At 75.4% G+C, this 26292-nt stretch carries 21 protein-coding genes; 13 read left to right on the forward strand and 8 right to left on the reverse strand.

Features of this window, described 5'->3' with window-relative positions; genetic code table 11:
* The 11 genes from WDV06_RS19750 to WDV06_RS19800 all read left to right on the forward strand — a co-directional run bounded on the left by WDV06_RS19750 (position 1) and on the right by WDV06_RS19800 (position 15298).
* Positions 1–942, forward strand: a complete 942-nt coding sequence (locus WDV06_RS19750; RefSeq protein ID WP_395511093.1) for a carbohydrate ABC transporter permease — start codon at positions 1–3, stop codon at positions 940–942.
* Positions 939–1790, forward strand: a complete 852-nt coding sequence (locus WDV06_RS19755; protein WP_395511094.1) for a carbohydrate ABC transporter permease — start codon at positions 939–941, stop codon at positions 1788–1790. The genes WDV06_RS19750 and WDV06_RS19755 overlap by 4 nt, the downstream gene beginning before the upstream one ends.
* Positions 1791–1795: 5 nt before the next feature.
* Entirely contained in the window at positions 1796–3061 is a 1266-nt protein-coding gene (locus WDV06_RS19760) for a 6-phospho-beta-glucosidase (RefSeq protein WP_395511095.1), read from the forward strand.
* Positions 3052–4041 (forward strand): N-acetylglucosamine kinase, encoded by a 990-nt coding sequence (locus WDV06_RS19765; RefSeq protein ID WP_395511096.1) that lies wholly within the window; start codon positions 3052–3054, stop codon positions 4039–4041. The genes WDV06_RS19760 and WDV06_RS19765 overlap by 10 nt, the downstream gene beginning before the upstream one ends.
* Positions 4042–4243: 202 nt before the next feature.
* Positions 4244–5629 (forward strand): hypothetical protein, encoded by a 1386-nt coding sequence (locus tag WDV06_RS19770; RefSeq protein ID WP_395511097.1) that lies wholly within the window; start codon positions 4244–4246, stop codon positions 5627–5629.
* A gap of 5 nt (positions 5630–5634) precedes the next feature.
* A complete protein-coding gene (locus tag WDV06_RS19775) occupies positions 5635–6660 on the forward strand; it encodes a glutamate ABC transporter substrate-binding protein (RefSeq protein WP_395511098.1) in 1026 nt (341 codons plus the stop codon).
* 68 nt (positions 6661–6728) lie between these two features.
* Positions 6729–7991, forward strand: a complete 1263-nt coding sequence (locus WDV06_RS19780) for a hypothetical protein (protein WP_395511117.1) — start codon at positions 6729–6731, stop codon at positions 7989–7991.
* A 5-nt stretch (positions 7992–7996) separates the two neighbouring features.
* Positions 7997–10909 (forward strand): serine/threonine-protein kinase, encoded by a 2913-nt coding sequence (locus WDV06_RS19785; protein WP_395511118.1) that lies wholly within the window; start codon positions 7997–7999, stop codon positions 10907–10909.
* A 3-nt stretch (positions 10910–10912) separates the two neighbouring features.
* On the forward strand, positions 10913–12814 hold the full coding sequence (locus tag WDV06_RS19790; RefSeq protein WP_395511099.1) for a protein phosphatase 2C domain-containing protein: 1902 nt from the start codon (positions 10913–10915) through the stop codon (positions 12812–12814).
* Positions 12815–12873: 59 nt separating this feature from the next.
* Positions 12874–14199, forward strand: coding sequence for a vWA domain-containing protein (locus WDV06_RS19795; RefSeq protein WP_395511100.1), 1326 nt, complete (start codon positions 12874–12876; stop codon positions 14197–14199).
* Between the two features lie 46 nt (positions 14200–14245).
* Positions 14246–15298 (forward strand): FHA domain-containing protein, encoded by a 1053-nt coding sequence (locus WDV06_RS19800; RefSeq protein ID WP_395511119.1) that lies wholly within the window; start codon positions 14246–14248, stop codon positions 15296–15298.
* A 4-nt stretch (positions 15299–15302) separates the two neighbouring features.
* Here WDV06_RS19800 and WDV06_RS19805 read toward each other — a convergent pair whose 3' ends face one another.
* The gene (locus tag WDV06_RS19805; RefSeq protein WP_395511101.1) at positions 15303–16346 is read right to left on the reverse strand and encodes a methyltransferase domain-containing protein; all 1044 of its coding nucleotides are present in this window, start codon (positions 16344–16346) and stop codon (positions 15303–15305) included.
* 108 nt (positions 16347–16454) lie between these two features.
* Here WDV06_RS19805 and WDV06_RS19810 point away from each other — a divergent pair, with 108 nt between their 5' ends.
* The gene (locus WDV06_RS19810) at positions 16455–16859 is read left to right on the forward strand and encodes a globin (protein WP_395511102.1); all 405 of its coding nucleotides are present in this window, start codon (positions 16455–16457) and stop codon (positions 16857–16859) included.
* Positions 16860–16907: 48 nt separating this feature from the next.
* On the opposite strand, the gene WDV06_RS19815 is transcribed toward WDV06_RS19810, so the two are convergent.
* The 3 genes from WDV06_RS19815 to ettA are packed head-to-tail and all read right to left on the reverse strand — an operon-like array spanning position 16908 to position 19795.
* Positions 16908–17645, reverse strand: coding sequence for a hypothetical protein (locus WDV06_RS19815; RefSeq protein WP_395511103.1), 738 nt, complete (start codon positions 17643–17645; stop codon positions 16908–16910).
* Positions 17642–18121 (reverse strand): acyl-CoA thioesterase, encoded by a 480-nt coding sequence (locus tag WDV06_RS19820; protein ID WP_395511104.1) that lies wholly within the window; start codon positions 18119–18121, stop codon positions 17642–17644. The genes WDV06_RS19815 and WDV06_RS19820 overlap by 4 nt, the downstream gene beginning before the upstream one ends.
* Positions 18122–18130: 9 nt before the next feature.
* The gene (ettA, locus tag WDV06_RS19825) at positions 18131–19795 is read right to left on the reverse strand and encodes an energy-dependent translational throttle protein EttA (protein WP_395511105.1); all 1665 of its coding nucleotides are present in this window, start codon (positions 19793–19795) and stop codon (positions 18131–18133) included.
* A 200-nt stretch (positions 19796–19995) separates the two neighbouring features.
* Between ettA and WDV06_RS19830 the strand changes: the two genes are divergently transcribed.
* A complete protein-coding gene (locus WDV06_RS19830) occupies positions 19996–20556 on the forward strand; it encodes a hypothetical protein (protein WP_395511106.1) in 561 nt (186 codons plus the stop codon).
* 2 nt (positions 20557–20558) lie between these two features.
* Here WDV06_RS19830 and WDV06_RS19835 read toward each other — a convergent pair whose 3' ends face one another.
* The 4 genes from WDV06_RS19835 to WDV06_RS19850 form a co-directional block, all read right to left on the reverse strand.
* A complete protein-coding gene (locus tag WDV06_RS19835; protein ID WP_395511107.1) occupies positions 20559–22118 on the reverse strand; it encodes a bifunctional phosphatase PAP2/diacylglycerol kinase family protein in 1560 nt (519 codons plus the stop codon).
* A 49-nt stretch (positions 22119–22167) separates the two neighbouring features.
* Positions 22168–23358 (reverse strand): TQXA domain-containing protein, encoded by a 1191-nt coding sequence (locus tag WDV06_RS19840; RefSeq protein WP_395511108.1) that lies wholly within the window; start codon positions 23356–23358, stop codon positions 22168–22170.
* 332 nt (positions 23359–23690) lie between these two features.
* Positions 23691–24098, reverse strand: coding sequence for a single-stranded DNA-binding protein (locus tag WDV06_RS19845; RefSeq protein WP_395511120.1), 408 nt, complete (start codon positions 24096–24098; stop codon positions 23691–23693).
* Positions 24099–24200: 102 nt separating this feature from the next.
* Positions 24201–26288, reverse strand: a complete 2088-nt coding sequence (locus WDV06_RS19850) for a GTPase (RefSeq protein ID WP_395511109.1) — start codon at positions 26286–26288, stop codon at positions 24201–24203.
* Positions 26289–26292 lie beyond the last annotated feature (4 nt).

Consider the following 26292-nt stretch of genomic DNA (forward strand, 5'->3'; position numbering starts at 1 on the left):
ATGGCCCCGCCCGCCCTCCTGGCCAAGCGCCGCCGGGCCGCCCTGCGGACCGCCGCGTTCCTGTCGCCCTGGCTGATCGGCTCCGCCGTCTTCTTCGTCTACCCGCTGCTGTCCACCGCCTACTTCTCCTTCACCCGCTACGACGGCTTCCGGCCGCCCGCCTTCAACGGCACGGCGAACTGGAGCTACGTCTTCACCGACTACCCCCTCTTCTGGCCCGCCCTGCGCAACACCCTGTGGCTGGTGGTGGTCATGGTGTCCTGCCGGGTCGTCTTCGGCCTGGGCGTCGGCCTGCTGGTCACCAAGGTCAAGACCGGGGCCGGGATCTTCCGCACCCTGTTCTACCTGCCTTACCTGGCCCCGCCGGTGGCCGCGACCCTCGCGTTCGTCTTCCTCCTCAACCCCGGCACCGGCCCGGTGAACACCCTCCTCGACGGCGCGGGCCTGCCGGCGCCCGGCTGGTTCACCGACCCCGGCTGGTCCAAGCCCGCCCTGACGGCGCTCGCCGTGTGGGGGGTCGGCGACCTGATGGTGATCTTCATGGCGGCCCTGCTCGACGTACCGAGAGAGCAGTACGAGGCCGCCGAGCTCGACGGGGCCGGCGCCTGGGCCCGCTTCCGGCACATCACCCTGCCGAACATCTCCCCGATCATCCTGTTCGCCGTGGTCACCGGGGTCATCCAGGCCATGCAGTACTACACCCAGCCGCTCGTCGCCGGGAAGGCCGCCGCCGGGGTCATCGGCGGGTCCGGGCAGCAGTTCGAGCCCGGCTACCCCGACAAGTCCACGCTGACCCTGCCCCAGCTCGTCTACAACCTCGGCTTCCAGCGCTTCGACTACGGCGCCGCCTGCGTGCTCGCGCTCGTCCTGTTCGCCCTCTCCATGGCCTTCACCGCCCTGCTGATGCGCCGCCGCGGCGGACTGACGGGAGCGGACGCATGACCGTACGGACCGCGAAGGCCGGCCGGCGGGCCGTCCTGCACTGGATCGGCGTGCACGCCCTGGCCGTGGCCGCCGCCCTCTTCTTCGTCCTCCCCTTCGTCTTCCTCCTGCTCACCTCCCTGATGGCCGACCAGCAGGCCCTCACCCGCGACCTGTGGCCGCACACCTGGGCATGGGACAACTACGCCACGGTCTGGCACACCCCCGGCTTCCTCACCTGGTGGCGCAACACCCTCCTCTACGCGGGCCTCGGCACCCTCCTCACCGTGGTGTCCTCCGTCCCCGTCGCCTACGCCCTCGCCAAGTTCCGCTTCCGCGGCCGACGGCTCGCCCTGCTGCTCGTCATCGCCGTGATGACACTGCCGCCGCAGGTGGTGGTCATCCCCATGTACCTCTTCTGGGCGAGGGAGCTGAACCTGTCGGGCACCCTGTGGCCGCTGATCGTCCCGATGGCCTTCGGCGACGCCTTCTCCGTCTTCCTGCTGCGCCAGTTCCTGCTGACCATCCCCGACGAGTACCTGGACGCGGCCCGCGTCGACGGCTGCGGCGAGCTGCGCACCCTCCTGCGGGTGGTCCTGCCGATGGCCAAGCCGGGCATCGCGGCCGTCGCCCTCTTCCAGTTCTTCGCCGCCTGGAACGACTACTTCGGCCCGCAGATCTACGCCTCCGACAACCCCGCCGCCTGGACCCTCAGCTACGGACTGGAGTCCTTCAAGGGCGCGCACCACACCAACTGGAACCTCACCATGGCGGCGACCGTGCTCGTCATGGCCCCGGTGATCCTCCTCTTCTTCCTCGCCCAGAAGGCGTTCGTCGAGGGCGTCACCCTGACCGGCGTGAAAGGCTGAACGCGATGAAACTCGCAGTGGTGGGCGGCGGTTCCACCTACACCCCCGAACTGGTCGACGGGTTCGCGCGGCTGCGCGACACCCTGCCCGTCGGCGAACTCGTCCTGATCGACCCCGCCGCCGAACGGCTGGAGCTGGTCGGCGGCCTGGCCCGGCGGATCTTCGCCCGCCAGGGGCACCCCGGCCGGATCACCACCACCGCCGACCTGGACGCGGGCGTCGCCGGCGCGGACGCGGTGCTGCTCCAGCTGCGGGTCGGCGGGCAGGCGGCCCGGCTGCGGGACGAGACCTGGCCGCTGGAGTGCGGCTGCGTCGGCCAGGAGACCACCGGCGCGGGGGGCCTGGCGAAGGCCCTGCGCACCGTCCCCGTGGTCCTCGACATCGCCGAACGGGTGCGGCGGGCCGCGCCGGAAGCCTGGATCATCGACTTCACCAACCCCGTCGGGATCGTCACCCGGGCCCTGCTCCAGGCCGGGCACAAGGCGGTCGGGCTGTGCAACGTCGCCATCGGCCTCCAGCGGAAGTTCGCCGCGCTCCTGGGCGCCCGGCCCGCCGAGGTCCACCTCGACCACGTCGGCCTCAACCACCTGACCTGGGAGTTCGGCGTACGGCTCGGCGGACCCGGCGGCGAGGACGTGCTGCCCCGGCTGCTGGCGGAGCACGGGGAGGCCATCGCCGCCGACCTGCGCCTGCCGCGGGCGGTGCTGGACCGGCTCGGCGTCGTCCCCTCGTACTACCTGCGGTACTTCTACTCCCACGACGAGGTGGTCCGCGAGCTCGGCGAGAAGCCCTCGCGGGCCGCCGAGGTCGCCGCGATGGAACGGGAACTCCTCGCCCTGTACGCGGACCCCGCGCTCGACGAGAAGCCCGCGCTGCTGGCCAAGCGGGGCGGGGCCTTCTACTCGGAGGCGGCCGTGGACCTCGCGGCGGCCCTGCTGGGCGGCGGCGGCCCGGCCGTCCAGGTGGTCAACACCCGCAACGGCGGCACCCTGCCCTTCCTCCCGGACGACGCGGTGGTCGAGGTGCAGGCCGCCGTCGACGGTTCCGGGCCCGTACCGCTGGCCGTGCCCCGCCCTGACCCCCTGTACACGGGACTCCTCGCCCATGTGACGGCGTACGAGGACCTCGCGCTGGACGCCGCGCTGCGCGGCGGGCGCGGGCGGGTCGCAAGGGCCCTGCTCGCCCACCCCCTGATCGGGCAGTTCGACCTGGCCGAGGCGCTGACGGACCGGCTGCTCGCGCACAACAAGGAGCACCTGCCATGGGCGTGAGCCGCCCCTCCCCCGTCGCGGTGCTCGCGCTGGACGCGGGGAACAGCAAGACGGACGCGGCCCTCGTCGGCGCCGACGGCACCGTCCTGGGCACCGGCCGCGCCGGGGGCTTCCAGCCGCCCCGCACGGGCGTGGAGGCGGCCGTGGACGTCCTCGGCGAGGCCGTCTCCGAAGCGGCCGCCGCCGCCGGCCTGGCCGGGCCGCCGTACGCCGCCCGGGTCTCCGCCTGTCTGGCCAACGCGGACCTGCCGGTGGAGGAGCGGCGGCTGGCCGACGCGATCGCCGCGCGCGGCTGGGGCGCGGCCACCGAGGTGCGCAACGACACCTTCGCGGTCCTGCGGGCCGGGGTGGACCGGCCGCGCGGGATCGCCGTGGTGTGCGGGGCCGGCATCAACTGCGTGGGGATGCTGCCCGACGGGCGCACCGCCCGCTTCCCCGCCCTCGGCCGGATCTCCGGGGACTGGGGCGGCGGGGGCGGCCTGGCGGAGGAGGCCGTGTGGTGGGCGGCGCGGGCCGAGGACGGACGCGGCGGGCCCACCGGGCTGGCGCGGGCCCTGCCGGCCCACTTCGGGCTGGCGTCGATGGCCGCGCTGATCGAGGCCCTGCACCTGGGCGGGATCCCTCCGGGGCGGCTGCACGAGCTGGTGCCGGTGCTGTTCGCGGTGGCGGCGGGGGGCGATCCGGTGGCCTCGGCGATCGTGGAGCGGCAGGCGGAGGAGGTGGTGGCGCTGGTGACGGTGGTGCTGGAGCGGCTGGGCCTGCTGGAGGAGGAGGTTCCCGTCCTGCTGGGCGGCGGCGTCCTCGCGGCCCGGCACGCGCAGCTGGAGGGCCGCATCGGGGAGCTCCTGTCGTCCCGCGCCCCGCACGCCCGGCCCACGGTGGTCACGGCCCCGCCGGTCCTGGGGGCGGCCCTCCTGGGCCTGGACGCGGTGGGCGCCCCGGCGGGGGCACACGCCAGGCTGCGTGCCCAATTCGGGTGAACCCGCGCCGGGGGCGCGGGCGGGCGGAACCGTGGGGGCGGGTCCGGCGTATTCACGGTGAAGGGGTGGCGGGGGAGGCCGGGGGGAGGGTGATCGGGGCGGTCCGGGGAGGGGATCGCCCAAGATCGGGCACCGGGTGCTGTGGTCCGGCGCCAGTGCGGCCATACTGCTGCGGAGCAGAGGGACCGAGGGGGAGGTCAGGGTGGCCATCACGACACGCCCGTCCGCGCCCGGGGGCGGTGCCTCCGGGGCACCCGCCGGGCCGACCGGGCGGGGTACCGCCTGGGCCGAGGGCGTGGAGCGGCTGCGCGCGGCGGCGACGACCGAGCCGGGCCGGCTGCGGATCATCGGCGCGGTGCTGGCGGCGCTGGTGCTGCTGTTCGGCGCGGTGGCGGTGTGGGAGGTCTCCGGCCGGGTCACCGCCGCGGAGGACGTGGTGGGCCGCAGCCAGCCGCTGAGCGCGGACGCGGCGAGCATCTACCGTTCCCTGGCGGATGCCGACACGGCCTCCTCCAGTGGGTTCCTCGCCGGCGCGCAGGAGCCCCGCGAGGTCCGCCAGCGCTACGAGAAGGACATGGCGAACGCCTCGCGGCTGCTGGTGAACGCCGCCGCGAACACGGGGGCGGGCGGGGAGTCCCGCAAGGAGATAGCGCTGCTCGGCGAGCAGCTGCCCCGCTACACCGGTCTGATCGAGCAGGCCCGCGCGAACAACCGGCAGGGCCTGCCGCTGGGCGGCGCCTACCTGCGCTACGCCAACGAGCAGATGAGCACGGTACTGCTGCCGGCCGCCCAGCGGCTGTACGAGGCGGAGACCGGGCGGCTGTACACCGACTACGACGAGGCCCGGGACTGGCCGCTCGCGGCGACGGGGGCCGGGGTGCTGGCGCTCGCCGCCCTGGTGTGGGCGCAGCGGCGCAACTACCTGCTCACCCACCGGGTGTTCAACCACGGTCTGCTCGCGGCGACGGCGGCGACCGCCGTGGTGCTGCTGTGGCTGACCGTGGGGCAGACGGTGGCCCGGTCGGGGCTGGGTGAAGCGCGGGCGGACGGACAGGAGTCCCTGAAGGTGCTCAACGACGCCCGGATCGCCTCGCTCCAGGCGCGCGCGAACGAGAACCTGACGCTGATCGCGCGGGGCGCCGTACTGGCGGGGGACAAGAAGTCCGACAAGTACGACGTGGACTACGAGAAGAACATGAAGCAGCTCGACGCGGGGCTGGCGCGGGCCCTGGAGCTGTCCGACGACGCGAGCGGCCGGGATCCGGTGGCGAGGGCCGTCGCGGGCGTGGCGCAGTGGAAGCAGCGGCACGCGGCGGCCCGGGAGACGGACATGCGGGGCGACTACGAGCTGGCCCTGCCCCAGGTGATCGGCGGCAAGGGGCGGACGGACAGCAGCGGGGCCTCGTTCGACACGGTGGACGCCTCCCTGGAGCAGGCCGTGGCCCATGAGCAGAAGCAGTTCACCCTGGCGGCCCGGGGCGGCCTCGGCGCGCTGGCCGGTCTGGTGACGGGCTCGGCGGTGCTGGCGGCCGTCGGCGCGGGTGCGGCCCTCCTCGGCATCGGCCGCAGGCTTTCGGAGTACAGGTGAGTGCGGTGCGGATACGGCGGACACAGGCGGAGCGGCCCGGCCGGCTGCGGCGCGCGGCGCGGCGGCTGCGCGGCTGGGGCGGGGTGAGCGCGATGGCGACCGCCTGCGCGATGACGGCCGCGGCGGTGCTGCTGCCGCTGGCGCAGTCCTCCCCGGGCAGGGGGCACCACCCGGGGGTGGTGCGGGAGCCCGCGTCGATGGCGGCGGCGCCCTTCACCCTCGCCGACACCTGCCAGGACCCGGAGGCAAGCCTGCGGCCCTCCGCGCTGGACGGGCCGGCGATCGAGCGGATCCGCAAGGCGGGCAAGCTGGTCGCCGGCGTCGACCAGAACAGCTTCAAATGGGGCTACCGCAATCCGGACGGTCACCTCGACGGCTTCGACATCGACCTGGTCAAGGCCATAGCCAAGGACATCCTGGGCAGTGAGGAGGCGGTCATCTACCGGGCCATCCCCACCAGCCAGCGGATCCCCGCGCTCCAGGAGGGCCGGGTCGACGTCGTCGTGCGGACCATGACGATCAACTGCAAGCGGCTGGAGGACGTGGCCTTCTCCACCGCCTACTTCGAGGCGGGCCAGCAGGTCCTGGCGCCCAAGGGCTCCCCCATCACCGGGTACGACGCCTCGCTGAAGGGCCGCCGGATCTGCACGGCCGCCGGTTCCACGGCGGAGACGGCCCTGAAGTCCCAGGGGTACGGCTCGGTGCCGGTGTCGGTGCCGAACCAGCTGGACTGCCTGGTGCGCCTCCAGCTCGGCGAGGTGGACGGGATCATCACCGACAACGCGCTGGCCGCCGGCCAGGCGGCGCAGGACCCCTCGGTGCAGCTCGTGGGCGCGCCCTTCACCCGGGAGTTCTACGGTGTGGCGATGAACAAGGACGCCCCGGACCTGGTGCGCCGGGTGAACAAGGTGCTGGAGAACTACCGGGCGGGCGGCGAGCAGAGCCCGTGGGCGACCTCGTACCGCAAGCACTTCGAGGACGTCCTGCCGAAGGCCGCGGTGCCGCCCGCGCCCAAGTACCGGGAGGGGTGAGGCCGGTGGTGGGGGTACCGCCCGCTCGCGGGGCAGGATCGGAGCCGTACGTGGGCCAGACGGGGCTGATGGACCGGGACGACGTCGACCGTGCGCTGGCGCGGCTCGGCGCGGAGCACGAGGCCGTGGAGACCTCGCTGCTGGCGTTGCAGGACCATGCCGGGCGGCGGCTGCTGGAGGGTGCGGCGCTGAGCGGGGTGACGAAGGAGCGCTGGGCCGTCGCCGACGCGGCCGTGACCCGGCTGTGGACGTACTTCGACGCCTACAGCGGGGCGCTGGCCGCCGCCCGGGAGATCCGCGAGCGGCGCCGCTGGCCGACCCGGGAGGACCTGGCGGAGCTGACGGAGCGGCTGCGCGGGCCGGGCGTGACGATCGCCGGGGCCGGCGTGGAGGGCGCCGCGCTGGCGGAGCGGTTCTCGCTGGCCGAGCTGGTGGCCCGGATGAACGAGCTGTACGCGGCCTCGCTGGACGTGGTGGTCGCCGCCGACGCCGTGTGGTCGGCGCTGCCCGCGCGGATCGACCTGCTCGCCGCCGAGCTGCACCGGACGCGTTCGCTGGCGTACTCGGTGGGGGTGCGGCCGGGCGAGCACCCGTCGGGGGACGACCTGGAGGAGATCACGGCCGAGCTGGCGCAGCTGCGCGAGGCGGTGATCGCCGATCCGCTGGCCTTCTGGGTGCCGGCGGCGGGGAGTGCGGCGCCGGGCGGCGGCCGTCCCGACACCGCCCGGTACGACCGGGCGGCCCGCGCGCTGGACGACGTACGCCGTGAGGTCGAGGCGGTGCTGACCGTCCGGCAGGACGCGGAGGCCCGGCTGATCGCCCTGCGGGACGTGCTGTCGCGGGCCGACCGGACCCTGGCGGAGGCGCGGGCGGCGCGCGGCGAGGTGCTGGCGAAGATCGCGGCGTCGGAGGTCCCCGCGGTGAGCGGTCCGCCGACGGCCCTGCAGGAGCAGCTGGCCGCGGCGGCCGAGTACCGGCGGCAGTCGCAGTGGCACCGGCTGTCCCCGCTGCTGGACGCGCTGGAGGTCCGGGCCGACGAGGAACTGCGGCGGGCCCGCGAATCGTTGACGGCGGTGACGGCTCCCCTGGCGGTACGGGCCGAGCTGCGCGGGCGGCTGGACGCGTACCGGGCGAAGGTGGCCCGGCACGGCCTGGCGGAGGACCCGCTGCTGGTCGAGCGCTACGACACGGCGCGGCGGATGCTGTGGAGCGCGCCGTGCGACCTGCGGGTGGCGGAGGGGGCGGTCCTGCGCTACCAGCAGGCGGCGGCCGAGGCACTGGCCCCGCCGCGGGACCACCGGCCCGAGGGGCCGGGGGAGGAGGAGGCGTGAGCCTGATCGGAACGCCCTGCCTGCGCTCCGGCTGCCCGGGCGCGTACGAGGACATGGGCGCCGGCGAGGTGTACTGCGACACCTGCGGGCTGGCCCCGGTGGGTGCGGTCGCGGCGGGCGCGGAGGAGCTGGTGTCGCCGCCGACGGGGATGACGAGCGCCGCCCGGCAGGGCGATTCGCGGGGTTCGGCGGGGTCGCGCGGCTCCGGCCGTTCCTCGGCGTCGGCGCGTTCGGCGTCCTCCCGGTCCTCCTCCTCGCGCCGCTCGGTGTCGGGACGGCTGTCGCGGTCCCTGGCGGGCTCGGGGTCCAGCAGGTCGGTGTCGGTGCGCAGTTCGGGGTCGGCGGCCGGGTCCTCGGGGCGCAGCCGGCTGGGCGCGGGGCTGGTCAGCATGCCGGAGGTGCCGCGTCCGGATCCGTCGAGGGCGGTGCTGGAGAACCCGGAGGTGCCGGAGCGCAAGCGGTTCTGCTCGCGGGCGGACTGCGGGGCCCCGGTGGGCCGGGCGCGCGGGGACCGGCCGGGGCGGACGGAGGGGTTCTGCACCAAATGCGGGCACCCGTACTCCTTCGTGCCGAAGCTGCGCGCCGGGGACGTGGTGCACGGCCAGTACGAGGTGGCGGGCTGCCTGGCGCACGGCGGGCTGGGCTGGGTGTACCTGGCGGTGGACCGGGCGGTCTCGGACCGGTGGGTGGTGCTGAAGGGCCTGCTGGACACCGGGGACCAGGACGCGATGGAGGCGGCGATCTCCGAGCGGCGGTTCCTGGCGGAGATCGAGCACTCCAACATCGTGCGCATCTACAACTTCGTGGAACACCTGGACCAGCGGACGGGTTCGCTGGACGGGTACATCGTCATGGAGTACGTGGGCGGCAAGTCGCTGAAGGAGATCGCGAACGAGCGGCGCCGGCCGGACGGACGGCGCGACCCGCTGCCGGTGGAGCAGGCGTGCGCGTACGGCATCGAGGCCCTGGAGGCGCTCGGGCACCTGCACAGCCGCAACCTGCTGTACTGCGACTTCAAGGTGGACAACGCGATCCAGCAGCAGGACCAGCTGAAGCTGATCGACATGGGCGCGGTGCGCCGGATGGACGACGACGAGTCGGCCATCTACGGCACGGTGGGCTACCAGGCGCCGGAGGTCGCGGAGCTGGGGCCGTCGGTGGCCTCCGACCTGTACACGGTGGCGCGGACGCTGGCGGTGCTGACGTTCGACTTCCAGGGCTACACGAACGTGTTCGTGGACTCGCTGCCGGACCCGGAGCACATCGAGGTGTTCCACCGGTACGAGTCCTTCTACCGGCTGCTGGTACGGGCCACCGACCCGGACCCGGGGCGGCGGTTCGCGTCCGCGCAGGAGATGGCGGACCAGCTGACGGGCGTGCTGCGGGAGGTGGTCGCGCTCCAGACGGGCCGGCCGCGGCCGCAGCTGTCGACGCTGTTCGGCCCGGAACTGCGCGTCCCCGACACCCAGTTGTACGAGGACGCCGCGGACGCGGAGGTCTCCCTCCTGGGCCGGCGCCCCCTGCCCCGCCGGGGCTTCGCCCTGGGCCGCCGCCGGGCTGCCGGCGGCGCCGTACCGGCGCTGTCGGGCCCGACGCCCGAGCCGGCCGCCGCGGCCGGGGCGGGTACGCCGGACCCCCGGAACCCCGCGACCGGGACGCCGGAACCCTCCGGGCCGGTCCCCCCGGCCCCCGGCACCACGGCACCGCACCCCACCCCAGGGGCCGGTGTTTCCGGGGCCGGGGTTCCCGGGACCGCAGGTCGCGCGGCCGGAGGGGCCGGGGTTCCCGGGGTTGGGGGTGGCGGGAGCGGCGTGTCCGGGGCCGGGGCTCCTGGGAATCGGACCCCGGGGGGCGGGGTTTCCGTGCTCGGGACCACGGCCACGCACGTGGGCCGCGTCGGCGTGCCCGGGCCCCGGCCGGCCGCGGTGGCGCCGGCGGCTCCGGCTGCCGCCGCCCCCTCCGCCCCGGCCGGGGCCACCGCCGCCGCGGCCGGACTGGCCCCGCTCGACGCCCGCGACACCGCCCTGGCCCTGCCCGTACCGCTGGTGGACCCGGCCGACCCGAACGCCGGGTTCCTGGCGGGGCTCCTCGCCTCCGCCCCCGCCGACCTGCTCGGCGCGCTGGGCGCGGCCTCCGCCGACTCCGTCGAACTGCGGCTGCGCGAGCTGCGCGCCCGCCTCGAACTGGGAGAACTGACCGCGGCCGCACGGGTACTGGCCGAGCTGGAGGCCAAGTACCCCGACGACTGGCGGGTGGTGTGGGCGCGCGGCATCGCCTCGCTCGCCACCGGTGACGACGAGATAGCGGCCCTGTCCTTCGACGCCGTCTACGACGCCTTCCCCGGCGAGCCCGCCCCCAAGCTGGCGCTCGCACTGTGCGCGGAGATCCTGGGCCAGCTGGACAACGCCGCCGAGTACTACCGGCTCGTCTGGATCACCGATCCGGGCTTCGTGAGCGCGGCCTTCGGTCTGGCCCGGGTCCAACTGGCGTCCGGCGACCGGGCGGCGGCCGTCCGCACGCTGGAATCCGTACCGGAATCCTCCATCCACTACACCGCCGCACGGGTGGCGGCGGTACGGGCACGCCTGCGCGACCGGTCCCCGCACGAGGAGCTGCTGGCCGACCTCTCGGCGGCGTCCGACCAGGTCGAGGCGTTGCGGCGGTTCGGGCTGGACCCGGAACGCCAGGAGCGGCTGGCGACGGAGGTTCTGGGCTCGGCCCTGGACTGGGTACTGTCGGGTAGCCGGGGTGCCGACCCCGGCCGGAGCTCGTTGCTCGGCAGTCAACTGGACGAGCGGGGGCTGCGCTTCGGCCTGGAGCGCTCCTACCGCGTCCTCGCCCGGCTGGCACAGCGGGGCGAGGACAGGATCGAACTGGTGGAGCGGGCCAACCGTTTCCGTCCCCGGACGTGGGTGTGAGTGATGTCGATGCATCGGCTGTCGGGCTGCCCCAGCTGCGCGGAGCCCCTGGAGGAGGGTGACCGTTTCTGCGGGGTGTGCGGGTACGCCCTCTCCGCCCCGCCCCCGCCCCCTCCCCCGGACCACGCGCCGACCCTGCCCGACCCGGCACGAGTGGTCGGGGCCGGCGCCGGACACCCCGCCGCGGCGGGGGTGCGGGCCGCGGGCCACGGATACCCCGGCGGGGCGGCGGGGCACGACGCCGGGGCCGCCGCGGGTGCGGCCGGCGCGCTCCCCGGCCCGGCCCCGTACGAGGCCGGCGCCGGCTCCTTCGGCCCGGGCCCGGTCGACGACTCCGACCCCACCCCCGGCTTCGGCAGCCCGGCCGGGTCCCCATACGCGGTGCCGGCACCGGCGGGGGGCGGCTACGGCGTGCCCGCGCGCCAGGGAGGCCAGGGCTTCGGCTCGGCCGTCGGGGTACCGGCCCCCGGCTGGGAAGGCACGCCGGTCCCTCCGGGCTCGGCGAGCACCCCCTGGACCGGCACCGGCCCCGAGGCCCCCGACGGCCACCCGGGAGCGACCGGGGCCCGGTACGGCACCGCCCCGCAGGCGAACCCGCACGAGGCCCCGTACGACGCCCCCGCTCAGGGCGACCCGCACGAGGGCCCGTACGGCACCCCCGGCGAGGACCGGCCCGAAACCCGGTACGGCACCACCCCGCAGGCCCGCCCGCACGAGGCCCCGTACGGCACTCCCCCGCAGGGCGACCCGTACGACGCCCCCGGCGGGGAACCGGACCAGGCGCCGGACGGCGCTGCCGCTCGGCCGGAGGCCCGGGCGGACCCGTACGGCGGCGTCCCGGAGGGCGACCCCCACACGGCCCGGCCCGGAAGCGCCCCGCAGGGAGACCCGTACGGCGGCGCCCCGCTCGGGGATCCGCCGGGCGGCGGCGGGCGGACCTGTGTCGCCTGCCGGGCCGGCGCCGTGGACACCGACGGGTACTGCGAGCACTGCGGCCACGCGCAGCCGCGCGAGCGGGACCACCTGGAGGAGGAACTCTGCAGCGTCGCGGCCGTCAGTGACCGGGGGCTGCGCCACCACCGCAACGAGGACTCCTTCGCGGTGGCGGCCACGGCCCTGCCCGACGGCTCGGCCGCCACCGTCGCCATCGTCTGCGACGGGGTCTCCTCCGCCAGCCGCCCCGACGACGCCTCGGCGGCGGCCGCCGGCGCCGCGAGCGAGGCGCTGCTCGACGCGCTGCCCCGCGGCGCGCACCCGGCGGAGGCCATGCACGAGGCGATCCTCGCGGCGGGCGCCGCCGTGAGCGCCCTCGCCCCGCAGCCGCCCGGCGCGCAGAACGCCCCTGCCTGCACCCTGGTCGGCGCCGTGGTCAGCGGCGGCGTGCTGACCGTCGGGTGGGTCGGCGACAGCCGTGCCTACTGGGTGCCCGACGACCGCGCCACCCTGCCCCGCCGGCTCACCGAGGACGACTCCTGGGCGGCCCAGATGGTGGCGGCGGGCCTGATGGGCGAGGCCGAGGCCTACGCCGACGCGCGGGCGCACGCCATCACCGGCTGGCTCGGGGCCGACGCGTACGACCTCGACCCGCACACCGCCAGTTTCAGACCGGACCACCCCGGTGTGGTCGTCGTCTGCACGGACGGCCTGTGGAACTACGCCGAGTCCGCGACGGACATGGCCCGGATCCTGCCGGCGGACGCCGCCGAACGGCCGCTTCACTGCGCCCAGGTGCTGGTCGGGCATGCCCTCGACGGGGGCGGACACGACAACATCACCGTCGCCGTCGTCCCGTTCACGGCCGCGCCGCCGCAGCCGGGAGCGGAGACCGCGGCGGAACCGGAACCGCAAGCGGGGGCCGGGGCGGAGCGGGAGGCGGCGGCCGAGCCTCCGCACCCCCCGGCCTGAGCCCGGCCTCCCGCCCCGCCCGGCCCGCCCGCCCCGACAGCCCCCGAGGAGTCATCCCGATGGCGAACTTCGCCAAGCCGCGCGCCCCGCGCTTCAGCATGGAGGTGTACCAGAACGAGTTCCTCCCCCAGGGCGGGCGGGACGTGCACGCCATCGTGACGGTGACCTCCACCGGCGGCGCCACCGCCACCGCTGCGCGGGCACTCGGCCAGGACGCGGCCGTCGTGATCATGGTCGACTGCTCCGGTTCGATGGAGTACCCGCCGGAGAAGATGCGCGGCGCCCGCGAGGCCACCGCCGCCGCGATCGACACCCTGCGCGACGGCACCGCCTTCGCGGTGATCGCCGGCACCCACGAGGCCCGCGAGGTCTACCCCGGCAAGGGCCTCCTCGCCACCGCCGGGCCGGACACCCGCGCCCGGGCCAAGGAGGCCCTGCGCGGCCTGAGCGCGGGCGGCGGCACCGCCATCGGCACCTGGCTGCGGCTGGCCGACGGCCTGCTGCGCCGGTCCACGGCCGCGATCCGGCACGGCATCCTGCTGACCGACGGCCGCAACGAGCACGAGGACCCGGCCGTGCTGCGCGCCACCCTCGACGCCTGCGCCGGCCGCTTCACCTGCGACGCGCGGGGCGTGGGGACCGACTGGGAGGTCAAGGAGGTGACGGGGATCGCCGGCGCCCTGCTCGGCTCCGCCGACATCGTCGCCGATCCCGCCCACCTCGCCGAGGACTTCACCCTCATGATGGAGAAGGTCATGGGCAAGGAGGTGGCGGACGTCGCGCTGCGCCTGTGGACCCCGGTCGGCGCGGAGATCCAGTACGTCAAGCAGGTCTCGCCGTCCGTCCAGGACCTCACCGGCCGCCGTACCGAGGCCGGCCCCCGCGCCGGGGACTACCCGACGGGCTCCTGGGGCGACGAGGCCCGTGACTACCACGTGTGCGTGCGGGTGCCGGACGCGTCCGTGGGTCAGGAGATGCTGGCCGCCCGCGCCTCGCTCGTACTGCCGGGGCCGGCCGGCGAGCCGCAGCCGCCGCTGGCCCAGGGGCTGGTCAGGGCCGTGTGGACGAACGACCTCGCCGCCTCGACCGCGATCAGCCCGCAGGTGGCGCACTACACGGGGCAGGCGGAGCTGGCACAGGCTATCCAGCAGGGCCTGGAAGCCCGCAAAATGGGCGACGTCGACGGCGCCACGGCCAAGCTCGGCCGTGCCGTGCAGTTGGCGAGCGCCTCCGGGAACGCCGACACCGCCAGACTGCTCGCCAAGGTGGTGGATGTGGTGGACGCGGCGGCGGGTACTGTGCGCCTGAAAGCGAAGGTCGCCGATGCCGACGAGATGACCCTTGAAACGCGTTCGACCCAGACCGTCCGAGTGAAGAAGACCTGAGAAGAAGCCTGCCGCGATGACGCAGGGAGAAGGGGGAAGCGCCGCGATGCCGACCTGCCCGAACGGGCACCAGTCCGCCTCAGACGACTGGTGCGAGGTCTGCGGCCACCGTATGGCTGCCCCGACGAGTCCCCCCGCGGCGCCCTCCTACGGTTACGGCTACCCTCCCACGACCGGTGAGCCGACCGCCCAGGCGGAGCTGTGCCCGCAGTGCCGGACGCCGCGCGAGGCCATGGCGCCGTTCTGCGAGGAGTGCCGGTACAACTTCCTGACGCGGACGGCGACCCCGTACACCCCGCCGCCGGCCGCACCGTCGTCGCCCCCGTCACCGCCGGCACCCCCGTCACCGTCCGTCCCGGACGCGGGTCCGGCCGGCCCGGGTGCGCAGCCCCTGGGCGCCCCGGTCGGCGGCGGGACCCCGCCGCCCCCTCCGCCGGTGCCGCCGCAGCCGGTGTACTCCCAGGACCACTTCGAGTACCAGGGCTCGCGGCCCTCGCGGGTCAACCGCCCGGCCGAGCCGCTCCAGGCCGAGGACGACTGGCTGCTGCCCCCGCCCGCCGCACCGGAGCCGCCCGCTCCGCCGGCCCCGCCGGTGGCCCTGGCCCCGCTGCCCGCGGCCCCGGCCCCGGCGCCCGTGCAGCCGCCCGTCCAGCCCGACTACCCGGCGGCGTCCGTTCCGGATCAGCACGACGGCGGCTCCTGGACGGCGACGATCGGCCCCGACCGTTCGTACTTCATGGCGATGATGCGGCGCAGCGGCCCCGAGGCGGCCGGACTCAACCTGCCCGCCTACTCCCCGGAGCTGCACCTTCCGCTCTCCGGCGGCCAGATCACCATCGGCCGCCGCCGCGCCTCCACGGGCGAGTCCCCGGACATCGACCTGTCGGTGCCGCCGGAGGACCCGGGCGTCTCGCACAGCCACGCGGTGCTCGTCCAGCAGCCCGACCTCAGCTGGGCGGTGGTGGACCAGAACTCCACCAACGGCACCACCGTCAACATGGGCGAGGAGCCGATCCAGCCCTACGTCCCGGTGCCCCTCGCCGACGGCGACCGGGTCCACCTGGGCGCCTGGACCACCATCACCATCCGGCGCGGCTGAGCGGCTAGCCGCCCGACGCTCCGGCGGCCTCCCCCAGGGGCCACACGTAGGGCCCCTGGGGGTCGTCGAGCCAGGCCCACTGCCCCTCGGCGGTGACGGTGACGCCGAACCGCTCGCGTGCCGGCCGGCCCTCGCCGCGCCACAGGTCCAGCGCCTCGCGGGGGCGCAGGACGCCCGCGGTGAGGATCAGCAGGAACTGGAAGCGCTCGTTCTCCACCAGTTCGTACGGGACCCCGTGCAGCGGGCCCCCCGTGCCGGGCGGCGGCGGGCCGGCCGTGGCCCCGCGCAGCGGGACGAAGTAGGCGGAGGTGTGCAGGAAACGGCCCTCCGCGAAGTCGGCGTCGCGGACCGTGAGCGCGATCAGCCCGGTGGACAGCGGGGCCAGGATCCGCGCGCCCGGACGGCACTGTCCGAGCCAGGCGTGCGGGATCAGCGGCAGGGTGCACGTCACCAGGATCCGGTCGAAGGGAGCGCGGGAGGGGCAGCCGCGCGCGCCGTCCCCGGTGACGACGGCGGGCCGGTAGCCGAGCCGCGCCAGGTGGGCCCGGGCCGACTCGGTGATCTCGTCGTCCAGGTCGACCGTGGTGACGTGCTCCTCGCCGAGCCGGTGGCAGAGCAGGGCCGCGTTGTATCCGGTGCCGGCGCCGATCTCCAGCACGTCGTCCCCGTCGCGGACGTCGAGGGCGTCCAGCATCCTCGCCATGAGGGAGGGCTGACTGCTGGAGGAGAGCAGTTCGCCGTCGCGCAGCCGGGTCGCGAGCGGGGCGTCGGTGTAGACCCCGCGCAGCCAGCGGGCCCGGCGCTCGGGGTCGGGGTCCTCGGCCCACAGCCGTTCGTGGCCGGCGCCGCGGCCGGTCCAGAAGTACGGCACGAAGACGTGCCGTGGCACGGCCGTGAAGGCCGCCCGCCAGGCCGCGTCCTGCAGCACCCCGGCGGCGGTGAGCTCCCGCACCTGGGCCGCGTGCGCGATCTCCCGCAGGTCGCGAACCGGCTGCTCCGGTTCCCGCGGGGGGTGTGCCGCGTGTCCGCCCTTGCCGCCCGTGCCCATGTCTCCACTGTGCGGCGGGCGGACGCCGCGTGCGAGCCCTCCCGGACCCCGCCGGAGAGGGGACCTAGGACCGGGGTCCTCCGTCCGGGTGTCTGAGACGATGGTCGGGTGAATGACGATCCGCAGAGCAACGTCCAGGAGACGACCTTCTTCGAGCAGGTGGGCGGCGAGGCGACGTTCCGCCGTCTGGTCCACCGCTTCTACCAGGGTGTCGCGGAAGACCCGCTGCTGCGTCCGATGTACCCGGAGGGGGACCTCGGGCCCGCCGAGGAGCGGTTCGCGCTGTTCCTGATGCAGTACTGGGGCGGTCCGGGCACGTACAGCGAGAACCGCGGGCACCCGCGCCTGCGCATGCGGCACGCCCCGTTCCAGGTGGACTCGGCCGCGCACGACGCGTGGCTGAAGCACATGCGGGTGGCGCTGGACGAGCTGGGGCTGGCGCCGGAGCACGAGGCGCAGCTGTGGCGGTACCTGACCTACGCGGCCGCCTCCATGATCAACACCGCGGGTTAGCGGGCGGGCGTCCCCGCAGCCCGGGCGGGGCTGTGGGGGGCCGGAAACCTAGAGCGGCCGCACCTGGAGGGCGCCGAGGCCGCCGCCCGGTCCGGGCAGGCGGGTCGCGACGGACCCGTACGGGGTGCTGAGGCGCAGCCAGCCGCCGGAGGCGAACAGCGCCACGGGCGCGGGGGCGCCGCCCGCCGCGCCGGGGGTCCCGCCGGACGCGGGGGCCGGCACGGTGGCGCGTAGGGGCCGCAGGAAGCCCAGGGACTGTGCGGCGTGCACGGCGCGCAGCGGGAGCTCGGTGTCGCCGAGCGTCCGCGACCAGATCTCGCGGCCGATGCGGTCGCGCTCGGAGCGGGTGCGGTGCTGCGGCGGCAGGGCCTCGTCCCGGGCCCGGAACTCGGCGACCGCCGCGGCCAGGACCGCCCGTACCGCGTCGGGGCGGGGCAGCCCGGGCACGGGCCGCCAGCCGCCCTGGGGCGGCAGGACGCCCGTCCAGGGCGGGCCGGTGACGGCGCCCGGGATACGGACCCCGGCGCCGGTCTCGTCGACCGACTCCAGCAGTTCGCCCGCGGAGACGGTCACGTCCAGCGGCGTGGCGAGGGGTGCGGCGAGCCGCACCGCGCGGACGGCCAGGACCTCGAAGGACGGCGGCCGTCCGAAGACGGCGAGCGCGCCGCCGCCCGCCCGCCCCTGGAGGCGGACCGCGGCGGCACGGTCGTAGTGCACCAGCCTGCCCAGGAAGGCGGCGAGGTCCGCCGCCTCCCCGGAGTCGGCGAAGTGCAGCTGGTCGGTCATGCCGCCAGGCGCCCTTCCGCGCCCTGGGGACGGCCGGCGGCGCGGCCCGCGGGCTCCTCCAGGTACTCCTGGAGGAAGACCCGCTCCTCGTCGGTGATGCGGCGGGGCCGCCCCTCGGCGAGGTTGTAGGGCACGACGACCGTCTCGGCCCTGACGTAGACCGTCTCGGGCGCGTCCTCGGTCGCCTCGTCCTTGACCTCGTAGCGGATGGTCAGGGACGCGGCGCCTATCCGGGTCACCCAGGACTCGATGAGCACCGGCTCGTGCCGGTGCACGAGGGGCAGCTTGTAGTCGATCTCGTGACGGGCCACGACGGAGCCGCCCGTGAAGGACTCGCTGCCCTCACCGGGTGCCAGGCGGAACATGAAGTCGATGCGCGCCTCCTCCAGGTAGCGGAGGAAGACCACGTTGTTGACGTGCCCGAAGGCATCCATGTCCGCCCAGCGCAGCGGGCACCGGTAGTGGTGTCTGGCCATGTGCGCGACCTAGCCCCGGGTGAGCTTCTTGTAGGTGGCACGGTGCGGACGGGTGGCGTCCGGGCCGAGCCGCTCGACCTTGTTCTTCTCGTAGGACTCGAAGTTGCCCTCGAACCAGAACCACTTCGAGTCGCCCTCGTACGCGAGGATGTGCGTGGCGACCCGGTCCAGGAACCAGCGGTCGTGGGAGACGACCACGGCCGCGCCGGGGAACTCCAGCAGCGCGTTCTCCAGGGAGCCCAGGGTCTCGACGTCGAGGTCGTTGGTGGGCTCGTCGAGGAGCAGCAGGTTGCCGCCCTGCTTGAGGGTGAGCGCGAGGTTGAGGCGGTTGCGCTCACCGCCGGAGAGCACGCCGGCCGGCTTCTGCTGGTCCGGGCCCTTGAAGCCGAAGGCGCTGACGTAGGCGCGGGACGGCATCTCGACGTTGCCGACGTTGATGTAGTCCAGCTCGTCCGACACGACCGCCCAGAGGGTCTTCTTGGGGTCGATGTTGGCGCGGCCCTGGTCGACGTACGAGATCTTGACGGTCTCGCCGACCTTGATGTCGCCGGAGTCGGGGGTCTCCAGGCCCTGGATCATCTTGAACAGCGTGGTCTTGCCCGCGCCGTTCGGACCGATGACGCCGACGATGCCGTTGCGCGGCAGCGTGAAGGACAGGTCGTCGATGAGGACCTTGTCACCGAAGGCCTTGGTGAGGTTGTTGACCTCGACGACGATCGAGCCCAGGCGCGGGCCCGGCGGGATCTGGATCTCCTCGAAGTCCAGCTTCCGCATCTTGTCGGCCTCGGCCGCCATCTCCTCGTAGCGGGCGAGACGGGCCTTGGACTTGGCCTGGCGGCCCTTGGCGTTGGAGCGGACCCACTCCAGCTCTTCCTTGAGGCGCTTGGCGCGCTTCTCGTCCTTCTTGCCCTCGACCTTGAGGCGCTCGGCCTTCTTCTCCAGGTAGGTGGAGTAGTTGCCCTCGTAGGGGTGGGCGCGGCCGCGGTCGAGTTCGAGGATCCACTCGGCGACGTTGTCGAGGAAGTAGCGGTCGTGGGTGACCGCCACGACGGCGCCCTTGTACTGGGCCAGGTGCTGCTCCAGCCAGTTCACGGACTCGGCGTCGAGGTGGTTGGTGGGCTCGTCGAGGAGCAGCAGGTCGGGGGCCTCCAGCAGCAGCTTGCAGAGGGCCACGCGGCGCTTCTCACCACCGGAGAGGTTGGTGACCGGCCAGTCGCCGGGCGGGCAGCCCAGGGCGTCCATGGCCTGCTCCAGCTGGGCGTCGAGGTCCCACGCGTTGGCGTGGTCCAGGTCGTCCTGGAGCTTGCCCATCTCCTCCATCAGCTCGTCGGTGTAGTTCGTCGCCATTTCCTCGGCGATCGCGTTGAACCGGTTGAGCTTCTGCTTGATCTCGCCGACGCCGTCCTCGACGTTCTCCAGGACCGTCTTGGACTCGTCGAGCTTGGGCTCCTGCATGAGGATGCCGACCGTGTAGCCCGGGGACAGGAAGGCGTCACCGTTGGACGGCTGCTCGATGCCCGCCATGATCTTCAGAACGGTGGACTTGCCGGCGCCGTTCGGGCCGACCACGCCGATCTTGGCTCCCGGCAGGAAGTTCAGGAAGACGTCGTCGAGGATCACCTTGTCGCCGTGCGCCTTGCGCGTCTTGCGCATGGTGTAGATGAACTCAGCCAAGAGAAACCGTCCGGCAGATCGATGATGGGCAGATACACCCCATACTGCCGTACGTCCATCCCCTGGGGGAAACGCGAATGGTCAGGGCCCTGATCTGCGCCTGCTCCCGCCGGGAGGGAAATGCCCCGCGGACGGCGCACGGGGGCGGCAGGATGGCGCCCGGTCCCGGTACCGCCGCACCCCCGGAGGAAGCAGCAGCAATGGAGAGCACCGTGGTCGCGCTCGCCGGCACGACGATCGCCGTGGCGGGGACCCTCCTCGCCCCCGTCCTGTCGCAGCGGTTGCTGTCGCGGGCGCAGTCGGAGCAGTTCGAGCGGCAGGAGCGGGCGGTCGACGCCCAGTGGGCGCGCGAGCAGCGCATCGCCGAGCTGGACAAGCGGCGCGCGTGCTACGTGGCGGCGAACTCCGGCTACCGGCGGCACCGGGTCGAGCTGATGAACTACCTGTGGCGGGTCCACAAGGGGGAGGTCACCCCGGAGGCGCGGGCCGCGCTGGAGGACGCGCGGCACGCGATGCACGCCTCCTTCGCCGAGGCCCAGATGGCCGCTTCCGACACCGTCCTGGCCGAGCTGGACTCCATGGCGCAGACCCTCGCCCAGGCGTACGACCGGGTCATGCGCCTGGACGAGAGCGCCCCCGGGGCGGACGGGGCGTTCGAGGAGATACGGACGATGCTGCTGCGGGCGAACGAGCAGTGGGTGGGCATGCGGTCGGCGATGCGGGCGGACCTGGGGGTGGAGCCGGGGGCGGCCCGCCCGTGACCTCAGCGGGGGCGGTAGACGGGGAGGGCGTCGGGGAGGGTGTCGAGGACGAGGGCGGGCGGGGCCTGGGCGTACTCGCCGTCGTAGGCGAGGGGGGTACCGGGCGGGATGTCCTCGATGTGCAGGCGGCGCAGGCGGATGGCCACGTGCGCCGGTGAACGGGTCAGCGGGCCGGCGAGGGCGGCGGCGAGGAGGCGGGGCCCGGGGCGGCCGCCGCCGTGGACCAGCCGCAGGTCGAGCAGGCCCTCGCCGAGGCTCTCCCGGCGGCGGGGGGTGGGGCCGGAGCCCTGGTAGGTGCCGTTGCCGGCGAAGAGCAGCCAGGCGCTGCGCGGCCGCCCGGCCAGCGTCAGCCGTACGGGCCGCTCGGCGCGCAGCACCCGCCAGGCCGCCAGGAGCGCGGCCGGCCCGCCGCCGATCCGCGGGGCCCAGCGCAGCCGGTGCCGCAGCAGCTCCGGGTAGACCCCGAAGCTGAAGGTGTTCAGGAAGTACCCGCCCCCCTCACCGGCCGGGGCGTCCGGGCCGGCCGTCCCGGGGGAGGGTGGCCGCGTGCCCGAGGCCCGGGCGCGGGAGGAGCCCGCCGGGGCGGCCGGGGTGAAGCGGCCCACCGCCACGCGGACGGCCTCGCCCCCGGCCACCGCCCGGCAGGTGTCCTCGGGGCCGGCGAGGCCGAGGTCGAGGGCGAAGTGGTTCAGGGTGCCCCCGGGGAACACCGCGAGCGGGACCCCCGCCCGCAGCGCGGCGGTCGCGGCCGCGTTGACCGTGCCGTCGCCGCCGCACACCCCGAGCACCCGCGACCGCGCGGCGGCGGCCGCGAGCTCCGCCGCCAGCTCCTCGCCCCCGCACTCCACGACCTCCGCCCGCGGCAGCCGGTCCTTGAGGGCGGCGAGCACCGGGCCGCCGGCCGTGCCCGCGCCGGTGTTCACCACCACGGTCAGCCCGTCCCCGTCCGGCAGCGCGGGCACACCGGCCGCCGGCCGCTCGTCGCCCGGGGCGGCCCGGACCCGCTGCACGCCGCGCGCGAGCTCGCGTACGGCGAACCCCGCCCCCACCCCGAGCAGGGCGCCCGCCGCCACATCGGACGGGTAGTGCACGCCGGTGTAGACGCGGGAGAACGCCACCGACGCGGCCAGGGGCGCCACCGCGGCCCCCCACACGGGGGACTCCAGCGCCAGCCCCGCCGCGAAGGCGAAGGCCGAGGCGGAGTGCCCGGACGGGAAGGACGTGGTCCACGGGGGTACGGCCGGCCGCCGCACCAGGGGCACACCTTCCAGCACCGGCCGCGGCCTGCGCACGGACCATTTGCCGACGGTGTTGACGGTCGCGGAGGCCAGCGCGAGCGAGGCGGCCCCCCGCAGCGCGGCCTTGCGGGTCCGCGGCGCGCCGAGGGTGATGAGGGCCGCCGCGATGCCGCCCCACAGCACGCCGTGGTTCGCTGCCCGCCCGAGCGCGGGCAGCGCCCGCTCGGCCGCGGGCCAGTGCCGTCGCGCGACGGCGTCGAACAGCCGCCGGTCCCACAGCGCGGCGGTACCCCGCCAGGTCAGTTGCTGATCACGATCTGCCATTTCCCGCGCTTACCCGGAGGGTGGCGGGGTGAAGCCCCCCGACCCTCATTCAGCCCTCCGTCTCCCCCTCCTCTCCTTCCAGCGGCCGCTTGCGCAGCAGCAGGACCACCATGCCGCCCATCACCACCAGCCCCACCGCCAGCGAGGCGATCACGGGGGTGGCGGCGGAGCTGCCGCTGACGGCCAGCCGCTCCTCGTCCGGTGACTGGGTCTCCGTCCCCGGGTCGGGGGCGGGCGCCACCTCGGCGCTGCCGGCGAGCGTGCCCACCTTCCCCTCCGCGACAGTCGGCGGCTGCGGCCAGACCGCGGTGGCGGTGGCGGCGGTCGCGGACTCGCTGGAGCCGGCCACGACCTGTGCCTCGGCCGGGATCCCACTGGCGAAGACCCGCCCGACGGGCACCTTCGTGGAGCCCTGCACGGTGACCGAGGCCGTCCCGTCGGGGGTGCCCGCGGGCACCTCGAAGTACAGCCGGCTGCCGTCGGCCGCGGCGGCGACCGGCTGCCCGTCGGCGTCGACGACCCGCACCCCCATGGCCAGGGCCGCCGCGTCGGGGGTCACGGTGACGCTCTGCGCCGCCGTGCGGACGGTGACCGGACCGAGCCGGGTCCCGCTGGGTCCCGTCACCGTGCCGGACACCCGGCCGGGGTCCAGCCCCAGCGAGGCCGGCGGCTCCGGCAGCCGCCCCGCCTCCCGCTGGAGGTAGTCGGCCAGCTTCTCGGCCGCCTGGTCGGCGGCCTCGACCCGCGCCCCGTCCGCCAGCCGCCAGATCGCCACCTGGGTGCCGGCCGCCGCGCTCTCCGCCGTCAGTGCCCCGGCGCCGGCCGCCTTCGCCAGCCCGGCCAGGTCGTTGTGCTGCGGGTAGGAGTGCTCCAGCACCCAGCGGATCCGGCCGCCCGCCTCGCTGTTGCCCGCGACGGGGCTGCCGCCCCAGCCGCTCTCGGTGTAGCGGGCCTGCGGCTGCGCGTTGCCCGCGACGCCGACCCCGTACGTCTGGAGCATGCCGCCGCCGTCGACCCGCATCTCGTACAGCCCGGCCGGGATCTGCCGGACCGAGCCGTCCCCCGCGTGCAGGACCGCCTGGCCGTAGGTCTTCAGGCCGTCGAGCACGGCGCTCGCGCCCCCGGCCGTCGAGCTGGCCGCAGCCGGGTCGGAGTCGGCCGAGGCCCGGGCGCCCGGAGCGGCGGTGAGAGCCGCCGCCAGCAGGGCCACCGCCAGCGGCCGCCGCGCGGAGCCCCGCACACCGCCCGCCGGGGCGGCGGGAGTACGCGCGGCGCCGGGGGTACGCGCGGCGCCGACGGCGGGAGCACCGTCGGCACCGACCGGGCAGGAACCGGGAACAGGACCGGGACCGGATTCGGCAGCAGAGCCCACAGCACCGGCCGGAGCAGCGGGCACGCCAGGAAGCGGAACCGGCGGCGGGGCCGCCGGGGCGGCGGCCGGTCCGCCCGTGGACGCGGCGCGGGACTCGGAGGGCGCGCAGGACGCGGGAACAGCAATCGACACAGTCTTCCCCTTCGGGCCAAAGACCCAGGTGCCCGTGGATACCGGGGAATCCTAGCCTCATCGAACACTCAGACCACCGCCGCCTTCTGAGGGCCCATCAGCGGGGTCTCGGTCTTGACCACCCGCCGGAAGGCCGCAGTTCCGCGGTTCAGGTCGTGCCCGACGGCGATCGCGTCGATGTCGGCCGAAAACCATCGGACCCCTTCACCGTCGGGCGGCCCCTCCCGCACCCGCAGCCGGCCGTGCACCACGAGCGGTTCCCCCACCGAGACGGAACTGGCCAGGTTCACCGCCAGCACCCGGCGCGCCCAGACCGTGTAGAAGCTGGTCGTGCCGTCGGTCCAGGCCTCGGTCCGCCGGTCGAAGTACCGCGGGGTCACCGCGAAACGGAACCTCGCCGACGGTCCGGTCACCGTTTCCTTGAAGTCGATCTGCGTCGCCACGTGCCCCACCAGCGTCACCAGGGTGTCGTTCATCCCGGCCGCCCTCCCCCGCATCTCGTACGGCTCGCGCGGACCCTCCGCACGAGGTACGTCCATGCTGGCCCGGCCCCCCGTCCCGCCGCTCCGGCCTGTGGGCTACTGGCGGGTTGTGGACAACTTCGTCCCCCCTGCGGAGACGGTCGCGTACTGCTCGCGGACCTCCCGGTACCGCAGCAGCTCCGCCGCCACGGGCTCCAGCACCCGGGCCCGCCCGCAGCCGGCCGCGGCCTGCCGCAGCCTCCGCTCGGCGTCCTGCCCGTACCGGCGGGCGGGGCCCCGCGCGGCGATCGAACAGGCCCACTCCACCAGCGGCCCGCCGACGATCCCCGCCACCATGAACAGCACGGGCGGCAGCAGCTTCGGCTCCAGGACCCCCGCGATCTGCCCGACGAGCCACAGCCCGCCGAACACCTGCACCAGCGTCATGGCGGCCTGCGCGAGCACCGCCGCGGGCCACCAGGCCGGCCGCGGCGGCTTCGCGCCGGGGGCCGGTACGGCCGGCCCGAGGGTCACCGCCAGCTCGTCCAGCGCCTCCGGCAGCCGGGCGGCGCCCCGCACCGCGGTCTCCCGTACGGCCTGCGCCCAGGGTTCCGGCAGCCCGACGGCCGCCTCGTCCGCGACGGTCCGCACAGCCTGCTCCACCCGCTGCCGTGCGGTCACCTCCTCCTCGACCGGCACGGCGGCGGGCGTGGTGGAACGGCCGATCACCGCCAGGGCGGACAGGCCGGCCAGCGAGCGCGGGGCGCGCCGCCCCTCGTACCAGCGCCACAGCCGCAGCCAGGGTGTCCCGCAGGCCTTGCCGGCGTTGCGCCGCCAGGCCCGTTCGGCGGCGAGACCTGCCGCGTGGGCCCCGACGGCCTCGGCGAGGCGGTCCTCGAACTCGGCGCGCGCCGCCTCGCCGATCTCCGGCCCCGAGGGGCCGCTGTGCCCGTCGGCGACGTACAGCGGGCGCAGCCGGGCGGCGGCCCGGTCGACGTCGGCGGCGATCCGCCGGGTCGCGGCGCCCTTCTCCTGGGTGAACTGTCCGAGGAGTTCGCGCAGTTCCGCCACCCCTTCACCCGTCAGGGCGGACAGGCCGAGGACGGTCGCGCCGGGCTCGCCGTGCTCGCCGAGCGCGATCCCGTCCTCGTCCAGGAGCCGGCGCAGGTCGTCCAGGACGAGGTCGGCGGCCTCGCCCGGCAGCCGGTCCACCTGGTTGAGGACGACGAAGGTCACCTCCGCGTGCCCGGCCAGCGGCCGCAGGTACCGCTCGTGGAGGACGGCGTCCGCGTACTTCTCCGGGTCGACGACCCAGACGACGGCGTCGACCAGCGCCAGCACCCGGTCGACGTGCTCGCGGTGCACGCCGAGCGCCGAGTCGAGGTCGGGCAGGTCGACGAGGACCATCCCGCGCAGCGCCTCGGCCTCGGAGGTCTCGCGGGGCCGGCGACGCAGCCGTCCGGGGATCTCCAGCCGGTCCAGCAGGCCCGCGGCCCCGTCCGACCAGCTGCAGGCGATGGGCGCGGCGGTGGTCGGCCGGCGCAGGCCGGTCTCGGAGATCTGCACTCCGGCGAGGGCGTTGAAGAGCGTGGACTTGCCGCTTCCGGTGGCCCCGGCGACGGCGACGACCGTGTGCTGGGCGGACAGGCCCCGGCGCGCGGCCGCCTCGTCGAGGACCCGGCCGGCCTCGGCGAGGGTCTTGCCGTCGAGTCGGGTGCGGGAGAGCCCGACCAGCTGGCGGAGCGCGTCGAGGCGGGTGCGCAGGGCCTGCGCCTCGGGGCTGAGCGGGGGCGCGGGGGACTTGCCGCCGTCGCTGCCGGCGCCGGAGACGGCGCGGACGAGGGCCTCGTCGCCCGCGTCGGCCTCCTCGTCGGTCTCCTCGTCGAGCGCCTCGGCCGGGGGCTCGTCGTCGGCGCCGCGTGAACGGGTCCAGCCGAAACCACTCTTTCGGGCGGTCCGGTGGCGTGAGCGGGCGATGAACCCGTCGTCCCAGCGGTCGGCCGCCCGTTCGGTGGCGGGGTCGGCGGTACGGCCGTCCGTGCGCTCCGCGTCCGCGTCCCGGCCGGCGGTCCGGCCGGACGCCCGGTCGCGGACGCGCTCGGCGGCCAGGCCGCGGACGCGCGCCCCGTCGCCGGGCAGGTCGCCGGCGTGGCCGCGGTCCCCCGCCTGATCGCGGTCACGGTCGCGGTCGGTCAAGGCGGTCACCCCG

Origin of the sequence: Streptomyces racemochromogenes (genome assembly GCF_044129415.1) — a bacterium.
GTDB classification, from domain to species: domain Bacteria; phylum Actinomycetota; class Actinomycetes; order Streptomycetales; family Streptomycetaceae; genus Streptomyces; species Streptomyces racemochromogenes_A.

What these genes read in the sequence shown, in the direction of transcription:
- WDV06_RS19835 (WP_395511107.1), bottom strand. Translation starts at nt 22,118, where the DNA reads ATGGCAGATCGTGATCAGCAACTGACCTGGCGGGGTACCGCCGCGCTG.
- WDV06_RS19830 (WP_395511106.1), top strand. Translation starts at nt 19,996, where the DNA reads ATGGAGAGCACCGTGGTCGCGCTCGCCGGCACGACGATCGCCGTGGCG.
- WDV06_RS19805 (WP_395511101.1), bottom strand. Translation starts at nt 16,346, where the DNA reads ATGGGCACGGGCGGCAAGGGCGGACACGCGGCACACCCCCCGCGGGAA.
- WDV06_RS19760 (WP_395511095.1), top strand. Translation starts at nt 1,796, where the DNA reads ATGAAACTCGCAGTGGTGGGCGGCGGTTCCACCTACACCCCCGAACTG.
- WDV06_RS19755 (WP_395511094.1), top strand. Translation starts at nt 939, where the DNA reads ATGACCGTACGGACCGCGAAGGCCGGCCGGCGGGCCGTCCTGCACTGG.
- WDV06_RS19800 (WP_395511119.1), top strand. Translation starts at nt 14,246, where the DNA reads ATGCCGACCTGCCCGAACGGGCACCAGTCCGCCTCAGACGACTGGTGC.
- WDV06_RS19815 (WP_395511103.1), bottom strand. Translation starts at nt 17,645, where the DNA reads ATGACCGACCAGCTGCACTTCGCCGACTCCGGGGAGGCGGCGGACCTC.
- WDV06_RS19790 (WP_395511099.1), top strand. Translation starts at nt 10,913, where the DNA reads ATGTCGATGCATCGGCTGTCGGGCTGCCCCAGCTGCGCGGAGCCCCTG.
- WDV06_RS19765 (WP_395511096.1), top strand. Translation starts at nt 3,052, where the DNA reads ATGGGCGTGAGCCGCCCCTCCCCCGTCGCGGTGCTCGCGCTGGACGCG.
- WDV06_RS19820 (WP_395511104.1), bottom strand. Translation starts at nt 18,121, where the DNA reads ATGGCCAGACACCACTACCGGTGCCCGCTGCGCTGGGCGGACATGGAT.
- WDV06_RS19780 (WP_395511117.1), top strand. Translation starts at nt 6,729, where the DNA reads ATGGACCGGGACGACGTCGACCGTGCGCTGGCGCGGCTCGGCGCGGAG.
- WDV06_RS19750 (WP_395511093.1), top strand. Translation starts at nt 1, where the DNA reads ATGGCCCCGCCCGCCCTCCTGGCCAAGCGCCGCCGGGCCGCCCTGCGG.
- WDV06_RS19795 (WP_395511100.1), top strand. Translation starts at nt 12,874, where the DNA reads ATGGCGAACTTCGCCAAGCCGCGCGCCCCGCGCTTCAGCATGGAGGTG.
- WDV06_RS19845 (WP_395511120.1), bottom strand. Translation starts at nt 24,098, where the DNA reads ATGAACGACACCCTGGTGACGCTGGTGGGGCACGTGGCGACGCAGATC.